Raw genomic sequence first — 7,795 nt, forward strand, 5'->3', positions numbered from 1 at the left:
CCTTCGTTCAACTGACCCCAACTAGGATCAGCCGCCCATGAGCACCGCCGACCGCATCGCCGCGCTGCGATCCGAAGGGGAGGCCGCGGTCTCCTCGGCCACCGGAACCGCCGAGCTCGAAGAGGTGCGCGTGCGCTTCCTCGGCCGCAAGGCGGAGCTCCCGAACCTCCTGCGCGACGTCGGCAAGCTGCCTCCGGACGAGCGCGGACCGGTCGGCAAGGGCGCCAACGAGGCGCGTAAGGCGATCGAGGCGGCCGTGGAGGCACGGCGCGCCGAGCTCGAGGCCGCCGAGCTCGAGGCCAGGCTCGCGGCCGACGTGGTCGACGTCACGCTGCCGGGCTCGCCGGCCGTCCCGGCCGGCCACCACCACGTGATCACGGCCGTCCGGCGCGAGATCGAGGACGTCTTCCTCGGCCTCGGCTTCCGCGTCGCGGAAGGCCCCGAGGCCGATCTCGTCTACTACAACTTCGACGCGCTCAACTTCCTCTCCAACCACCCGACGCGGCTCGAGGCGGACACGTTCTACCTCGCCGACGACATCGTGCTGCGCACGCACACCTCGCCGATGCAGGTGCGCGCGATGGAGCTGCAGCCGCCTCCGATCTACATCATCGTCCCGGGGCGCACGTACCGGCGCGACAACGACGCCACACACACGCCGCAGTTCCACCAGGTGGAAGGGCTGGCGGTCGACGAGGACGTGACGCTCGGCGATCTGCAGGGCACGCTGCTCTCGTTCGCCCGCGCGATCTTCGGCGACGAGCGCGACGTCCGCCTGCGCCCGCACTTCTTCCCCTTCACCGAGCCGAGCGTCGAGGTCGACGTCTCGTGCTTCAACTGCACGCACGGCTTCCTGCGCGACGGCGGCCGCTGCCCGCTGTGCAAGGGCACGGGGTGGATCGAGATCCTCGGCGCCGGGATGGTCGACCCGAACGTGTTCGGCTACGTGCGCGAGCACGGCTATGACCCGGACCGGATCCAGGGCTTCGCGTTCGGCATGGGGATCGAGCGGATCGCGTTCCTCAAGCACCGGGTCCCGGACCTGCGGATGTTCTACGAGAACGACCTTCGGATGCTGGAGCAATTTGGATGAAGCTGCCGCTGCACTGGCTCCACGAGTACGTGAACCCGGGGCTGGACGCGTTCCAGCTCGCGGAGCGCCTGACGATGACCGGCACCGCCGTCGACCACGTGCTCACGCACGGTGTGAGCGCCCTCGACAACTTCGTCGTCGGCCGCGTGCTGACGCGCGAGCAGCATCCCGACGCCGACCGGCTCTCGGTCTGCACCGTCGCGATCGGCGAGGGGGACGTCGCGCAGATCGTCTGCGGCGCGCCGAACGTCGGCGCGGGCCAGACGGTCGCGGTCGCCTCGCCGGGCGCCGTGATGCCCGACGGCACCAGGCTCAAGCGCGCGAAGCTGCGGGGCGTCGTCTCCGAGGGCATGATCCTGGCCGAGGACGAGGTCGCGATCGGCACCGACCACAACGGGATCATGGTGCTCGAGGACGACCTGGTGCCGGGCACGCCGCTGATCGAGGTGCTCCCGATCGCCACCGACGTGCTGGAGCTCGAGATCACGCAGAACCGGCCCGACTGCCTCGGCGTCTACGGCGTCGCTCGCGAGGTCCACGCGGCGACCGGCGCCGAGCTGGCGCCGGCCCCGTGGGAGGCCGACCCCGGCTCGTCCGGCGAGATCGAGGGCGTGCGGATCGACGTCGAGGCGCCGGACCTGAACCCGCGCTTCACCGCGCGGCGGTTCGAGGACGTCACGATCGGCCCGTCGCCGTGGTGGCTGAAGGCGTGCCTGATGGCGGCCGGACAGCGCCCGATCAACAACGTCGTCGACATCACCAACTTCGTGATGCTGCTCACCGGGCAGCCGCTGCACGCGTTCGACTGGGACGTCGTCGCCGGCGGGCACCTGGTGGTGCGGCGCGCGCGCGAGGGCGAGACGATGGTCACGCTCGACGACGTCGAGCGCACGCTCGATCCCGAAATCCTGATCATCTGCGACGACGAGGGACCGACCTCGATCGCCGGCGTGATGGGCGGCCAACGCTCCGAGGTGTCGGAGAAGACCACGACCGTGCTGATGGAGGCGGCGACCTGGAACGGACCGAACATCCAGCGCACGTCGACGCGCCTCGGGCTGCGCACCGAGGCCTCCGGCCGCTTCGAGAAGGGGCTGCAGCCCGAGCAGGCGATCGACGGCCAGGCCGTCGCGACGAAGCTGATGCTCGAGCTGACCGGCGCGCGGCTCGTGCCCGGCACGGTCGACGTGGGCGGGCCAGGCCCGGAGCCGGCGCGGATCGTGCTGCGCCAGGAGAAGACCGAGCGGCTGCTCGGCACCCCGGTGCCCGAGGACGAGACCCGGCGGATCCTCACGGCGCTCGGCTTCGGCGTCGACGACGCGGTTCGCGTGCCCTACTGGCGCCGCGACGACGTCACGCGCGAGGTCGACCTGATCGAGGAGGTCGCGCGCATCTGGGGGCTCGAGAAGATCCCGTCGACGCTGCCCTCGCGCCGCGGGGCGACCGGCCGGCTGACGCGCGAGCAGAAGCTGCGCCGCCGCGCGGGCGACGCGCTGGTCGGCGCGGGCGTGTCCGAGGCGCTCGGGTGGAGCTTCCAGTCGCCTGAGGTCGCGCGCCGGCTGCGGCTCGACGGCGTGCTCGCCGACCCCGTGCGCCTGCGCAACCCGCTCTCGGACGAGCAGGCCGTGATGCGCACGACGCTGCTCGGCTCGCTGCTGGACTCCCTGCGCCACAACCGCGCGCGCGGGCTGGAGGACGTACGGCTCTTCGAGGAGGGCGCGGTGTACCTCAACCGCGCCCCCGAGCGAGAGCCGACGCCGGCCGAGCAGCGCGGCACGCGGCTGCCCGACGAGCGCAACCACCTCGGCGCGCTGCTCACCGGCCGCCTGCGCCCGCCGTCGTGGCGCGACGAGTCGCCGCCGGCCGCCGACTACTTCGCCGCCAAGGGCGTGCTGGAGACGGTGCTCGCGGCGATCCGGGTCGACTTCGCGGTCGAGCGCACGAGCGAGCCGTTCCTGCACCCTGGGCGCGCCGCGCGCGTGCTGGTCGCCGGCGCCGACGCCGGCTGGCTGGGCGAGCTGCACCCCGCCGTGGCGGCGGAGTGGGACCTCGGCCGGGTCGCGGGCTTCGAGCTCGACCTCGAGGTCGTCCTGCCGGCGGCGCGTGTCGATCCGCTCTACGAGGACCTCACGAGCTTCCCGTCGATCCGGCAGGACCTTGCGTTCTGGGTTCCCGCCGAGATCCCGGCGGCGAAGCTGGTCGACACGGTGCGGAGCGCCGGCGGCGCGCTGCTGCGCGACGCCGAGGTGTTCGACGTCTACGCGGCCGAGGGCCGGATCTCGCTCGCGCTGCGGCTCGAGTTCCGCGCCGACGACCGCACGCTGACCGACGAGGACGTGCGAGGACGACGCGAGAAGATCGTGGCGGAGGTGGCGAAGCTGGGAGGCGAGCTCCGTGGCTAGCGCCGTGAAGGTCGCCGTGCTCGGCGCCACCGGCCTGGGCGGCGCGATCGCCGCCCAGTTGCTGCACCGCCACCCGGGCTTCGAGCTGGCCCACGTGACTGCGCGCGCGGAGGCCGGGCAGCGGCTCGACGAGGTGCACCCGCGCACGCGCGTCCCGCTCGCGCTCGAGCCCTACGACGCCGACCGGCACGGCGGCGTCGACGCCGCGATCGTCGCCTACCCGCACGCCGCTGCGGCGCCGGTCGTGGCCGAGCTGCGCGAGCGGGGCGTGCGCGTCGTGGACCTCTCGGCCGACTTCCGCCTGCGCGACCGCGGCATCTACGAGGACTGGTACGGCGAGCACAAGGCGCCGCAGCTCTTCGGCCAAGGCGTCTACGGCCTGCCCGAGCTGACGCGCGAGGCGGTCAAGACGGCCGGCCTCGTGGCCAACCCCGGCTGCTACCCGACGGCGACGCTGCTGGGACTCGCGCCACTCGCCCGCGCCGGGCTGATCGGCGACGCGATCGTCGACGCGAAGTCCGGCGTCTCGGGCGCCGGGCGCGGCGCGAAGGACTTCGTGAGCGCCGACGAGAACGTCTCGCCGTACAAGATCGAAGGCCACCGTCACACGCCCGAGATCGAGCAGGAGCTGGCCGCGCTCGGCAACGACGTGACGATCACGTTCATGCCGCACCTGCTGCCGCTCAACCAGGGCGAGCTGGTGTCCTGCTACGTCACGTTGACGCGTGACGCGACCGAGGACGAGCTGACCGAGCTCTACGACGACGCGTACGCGCGCGAGCCGTTCGTCGAGCTGCGCCGCGGCCCGGTCGGCGTGCAGGAGGTCCGCGACACCAACTACTGCCGGATCTCGTACGTGATGGACCCGCGCACGGGCCGGCTGATCGTCTTCTCCGCGCTCGACAACCTGTGGAAGGGCGCCGCCTCGCAGGCGGTCCAGAACCTGAACCTGATGTTCGGCCGGCCTGAAGGGGAGGGTCTGTGATCGCGCAGTCGCGCTGGCTCGAGACGCCGGCGCATGTCACCGAGCGGCCCGGCGAGCTTCCCGCCGGGTTCCGCGCCTCGGGTGTCGCCGCGGGCCTGAAGCCCTCCGGCGCGCGCGACGTCGCGCTGCTGGTCTCCGATGCCCGGGACACCGTCAGCGCCGCGCGCTTCACGCGCTCGGGCGTGCTCGCGGCGCCGGTCCTCCTGTGCCAGAAGCGCGTGCGCCTGGAGGCGATCCGCGCCGTCGTCGCCAACTCCGGCAACGCCAACGCCGCCACCGGCAACCGCGGGCTCGAGGACGCGGCGCGGATGCAGGGCGCCGCCGCGATGGCGTCCGGCGTGCGCGAGGACCAGGTCGCGGTCGCGTCGACCGGCGTGATCGGCGTGCCGCTCGACGCTCGGGCGGTGATCAAGGGCATCGCGTCGGCGCGGCCGCAGCTGCGTCCCGACGGGGCGGAGGACTTCAGCGAGGCGATCCGGACGACCGACGCCTACGCCAAGGACGTCGCGGTCGACGTCGAGCTGCCGTCGGGCACGGTCCGGCTCACCGCGCAGGCCAAGGGCGCGGGCATGATCTCGCCGGCGTTCGCGACGATGCTCTGCTTCGTCCAGACTGACGCGAAGCTCGCGCCCGAGACGGCGGACCTGCTGCTCGGCGTGTGCGTCAAGCGCTCGTTCGATCGCGTCTCGGTCGACGGCCAGCTCTCGACCAACGACACGGCGATCCTGATGGCGTCCGGGGCCTCCGGCGTCGCGATCGAGCCGGAGTCCGACGACGAGCTGCGCTTCGGCGAGGCGCTGGACTGGGCGCTGCGCCGCCTGGCGCTGGCGATCGTCGCCGACGGCGAAGGCTCCAAGCGCATCGGCCGCGTGCTGGTCCGCGCCCACGATGAGCATACGGCCGCCAAGGCCGCGCGCGCGATCGCCAACTCGCCGCTCGTCAAGGCCGCCCTGCACGGCGGCGATCCCAACTGGGGCCGGATCGCGCAGGCCGTCGGCGGCGCCGTCTACGACGCGCCGCTCGCGCCCGACATCTGGATCGAGGACGCGCAGGTGTGCGCGGGCGGCGTCGCGGTGGCCTACGACGAGGCGGCGCTCGCGCTCGCCGTCTCGGGCGACGAGGTCGAGTACACGGTGTCCCTGGGCGGCGAGGCCGAGGCGGAGGTCTTCTTCTCCGACCTCTCGCACGAGTACGTGACGATCAACGCGGACTACACGACATGAGCGAGCGAAGCGGTGACGAGGCCGCCCTGCCGGCGGAGGACCATGAGACGTCGCTCGGGCGAGGCAGGGTAGGGACCCTCCTCGAGGCGCTCCCGTACATCCGGGAGTTCCACGGCAAGACCGTCGTGATCAAGTACGGCGGCGCGGCGATGACCGACCCCGAGCTGCGCGAGGACTTCGCGCGCGACGTCGTGCTGCTCAAGTACGTCGGCCTGAACCCGATCGTCGTGCACGGCGGCGGACCGGACATCACCGCCTACATGAAACGGCTTGACATGCCGGTCGAATTCATCGGCGGCCTGCGCGTGAGCGACGCCGACACCGTCGAGATCGCCAAGATGGTGCTCGTCGGCAAGGTCAACAAGGACATCGTGGGGCGCATCAACCGCCATGGGCAGCCGGCGGTGGGTCTCTCCGGCGACGACGGGCAGCTCTTCCGCGTCTCGACGATGACCGGGCCCGAGGGCGAGGACATCGGCTTCGTGGGCCGCATCGAGCGCGTCGACACCGGCGTGCTGACCCACATCGCGGCCGACTACATCCCGGTCGTCGCGTCGGTCGGCAACGACCGCGCGGGCCGCTCGCACAACGTCAACGCCGACGAGGCGGCCGGCGCGATCGCCCGCGCGCTCGGCGCCTACAAGGTCATCTTCCTCACCGACGTCTCCGGCTGGCTGCGCGATCCCCAGGACCCCGACTCGGTGATCAGCGAGTGCGGGGCCGACGAGGTCGAGGTGGCGATCCCGCAGCTGCAGGGCGGCATGCGGCCGAAGCTGCAGGCGTGCGTCGACGCCATCCACGGCGGCGTCACCTTCGCGCACATCATCGACGGGCGCCGGCCGCACTCGCTGCTGCTGGAGCTGTTCACGGACGCCGGCATCGGCACGAAGGTGAGACCTGCCACATGACGCTCGCACCCACGTACGCGCGCTATCCGGTCGAGTTCGTCTCCGGCTCCGGCTGCACGCTGCGCGACTCCGAGGGCAACGAGTACCTCGACTTCCTCGCCGGGATCGCGGTCAACAACGCCGGCCACTGCCACCCGAAGGTGGTGGACGCGATCCGCGAGCAGGCGGGGCGGCTGATCCACGTCTCGAACCTCTTCACCACGGAGGCCAACGTGTCGCTGGCCGCGCGGCTCGTGGAGCGCTCCTTCGGCGTGAACGTGTTCTTCTGCAACTCCGGCGCGGAGGCCAACGAGGCGGCGCTCAAGCTCGTCCGCAAGTTCCGCCCGCGCGGGGAGATCGTCGTGGTCCACGGCGCGTTCCACGGCCGGACCTACGGCGCCCTGTCGGCGACGCCGCAGGAGTCCAAGCAGGCGCCCTTCGCGCCGCTGGTGCCCGGCTTCCGCGTCGTCCCGCCGTTCGCGGAGGCGATCGCCGGCGCCGTGGGGGAGGGCACCGCGGCGGTGCTCCTGGAGCCGATCCAGGGCGAGACCGGCGTCAACATCGTGCCCGACGAGGTGCTGCTGGCCGCGCGCGAGGCGTGCGACGCGGCGGGCGCCGCGCTCGTGTTCGACGAGGTCCAGACGGGGATGGGGCGGACCGGCTCGCTGTGGGCTTACGAGCAGACGCCCGTCGTTCCGGATGCGATGACGCTCGCCAAGGGCCTCGGCGGCGGCCTGCCGATCGGCGCGCTGGTGATGGGCCCGAAGCTCGCCGACGTGTTCGCGCCCGGCGACCACGGCTCCACGTTCGCCGGCGGCCCGGTCGCGAGCGCCGCCGCGCACGCCGCGCTCGACGTGATCGACGATCCGGCGTTGCTGGCCGAGGTCCGCTCGCTGGGCGCCCGGCTCGCGGAGGGCCTGCGCCGGCTGCCGGGCGTCGCGTCGGTGCGCGGGCGCGGGCTGATGGTGGCGGCCGAGCTCGAGCGCGAGGACGCGCCCGAGCTCGCCAGGCGGGCGCTGCTCGAGCAGCGGCTGATCATCAACGCGACCGGGCCGTCGACGCTCCGCTTCCTGCCGCCGCTGATCGTCTCGCCGCCCGAGATCGACGACGCGCTCGCGCGCCTCGCGGCGCTGCTCTAGCTACTTCCCCCGGATAAACGGGTGAAGTGAGAACGGCCGCGCGGGCGGCGCGGCCGTTCATCGGGC

General features: G+C 72.7%; 6 protein-coding genes. All 6 read left to right on the plus strand.

The annotated features are described in order from the left end of the window. Nucleotides 1-37: 37 nt before the first annotated feature. The 6 genes from pheS to H958_RS0123715 are packed head-to-tail and all read left to right on the plus strand — an operon-like array spanning nt 38 to nt 7,729. Entirely contained in the window at nt 38-1,093 is a 1,056-nt protein-coding gene (gene pheS / locus H958_RS0123690) for a phenylalanine--tRNA ligase subunit alpha (protein ID WP_028060468.1), read from the plus strand. After that, nucleotides 1,090-3,495 carry a phenylalanine--tRNA ligase subunit beta gene (pheT, locus tag H958_RS0123695; RefSeq protein ID WP_028060469.1) on the plus strand — a complete coding sequence of 802 codons (2,406 nt, stop codon included), beginning with the start codon at nt 1,090-1,092 and terminating at the stop codon, nt 3,493-3,495. The genes pheS and pheT overlap by 4 nt, the downstream gene beginning before the upstream one ends. Further along, nucleotides 3,488-4,480 carry an N-acetyl-gamma-glutamyl-phosphate reductase gene (gene argC / locus H958_RS0123700; RefSeq protein WP_028060470.1) on the plus strand — a complete coding sequence of 331 codons (993 nt, stop codon included), beginning with the start codon at nt 3,488-3,490 and terminating at the stop codon, nt 4,478-4,480. Before pheT ends, argC begins: the two co-directional genes overlap by 8 nt. Further along, on the plus strand, nt 4,477-5,703 hold the full coding sequence (argJ, locus tag H958_RS0123705) for a bifunctional glutamate N-acetyltransferase/amino-acid acetyltransferase ArgJ (RefSeq protein ID WP_051324741.1): 1,227 nt from the start codon (nt 4,477-4,479) through the stop codon (nt 5,701-5,703). The genes argC and argJ overlap by 4 nt, the downstream gene beginning before the upstream one ends. Continuing rightward, nucleotides 5,700-6,611, plus strand: coding sequence for an acetylglutamate kinase (gene argB / locus H958_RS0123710; protein WP_037411347.1), 912 nt, complete (start codon nt 5,700-5,702; stop codon nt 6,609-6,611). Before argJ ends, argB begins: the two co-directional genes overlap by 4 nt. Next, nucleotides 6,608-7,729 (plus strand): aspartate aminotransferase family protein, encoded by a 1,122-nt coding sequence (locus tag H958_RS0123715; protein WP_028060473.1) that lies wholly within the window; start codon nt 6,608-6,610, stop codon nt 7,727-7,729. Before argB ends, H958_RS0123715 begins: the two co-directional genes overlap by 4 nt. Nucleotides 7,730-7,795: the final 66 nt, after the last annotated feature.

Source organism: Candidatus Solirubrobacter pratensis (genome assembly GCF_000425945.1).
Lineage (GTDB): Bacteria > Actinomycetota > Thermoleophilia > Solirubrobacterales > Solirubrobacteraceae > Solirubrobacter > Solirubrobacter pratensis.

Excerpts from the sequence above, each read along its gene's own strand:
- pheT (WP_028060469.1), top strand. The coding sequence starts at position 1,090 with ATGAAGCTGCCGCTGCACTGGCTCCACGAGTACGTGAACCCGGGGCTG.
- argB (WP_037411347.1), top strand. The coding sequence starts at position 5,700 with ATGAGCGAGCGAAGCGGTGACGAGGCCGCCCTGCCGGCGGAGGACCAT.
- H958_RS0123715 (WP_028060473.1), top strand. The coding sequence starts at position 6,608 with ATGACGCTCGCACCCACGTACGCGCGCTATCCGGTCGAGTTCGTCTCC.
- pheS (WP_028060468.1), top strand. The coding sequence starts at position 38 with ATGAGCACCGCCGACCGCATCGCCGCGCTGCGATCCGAAGGGGAGGCC.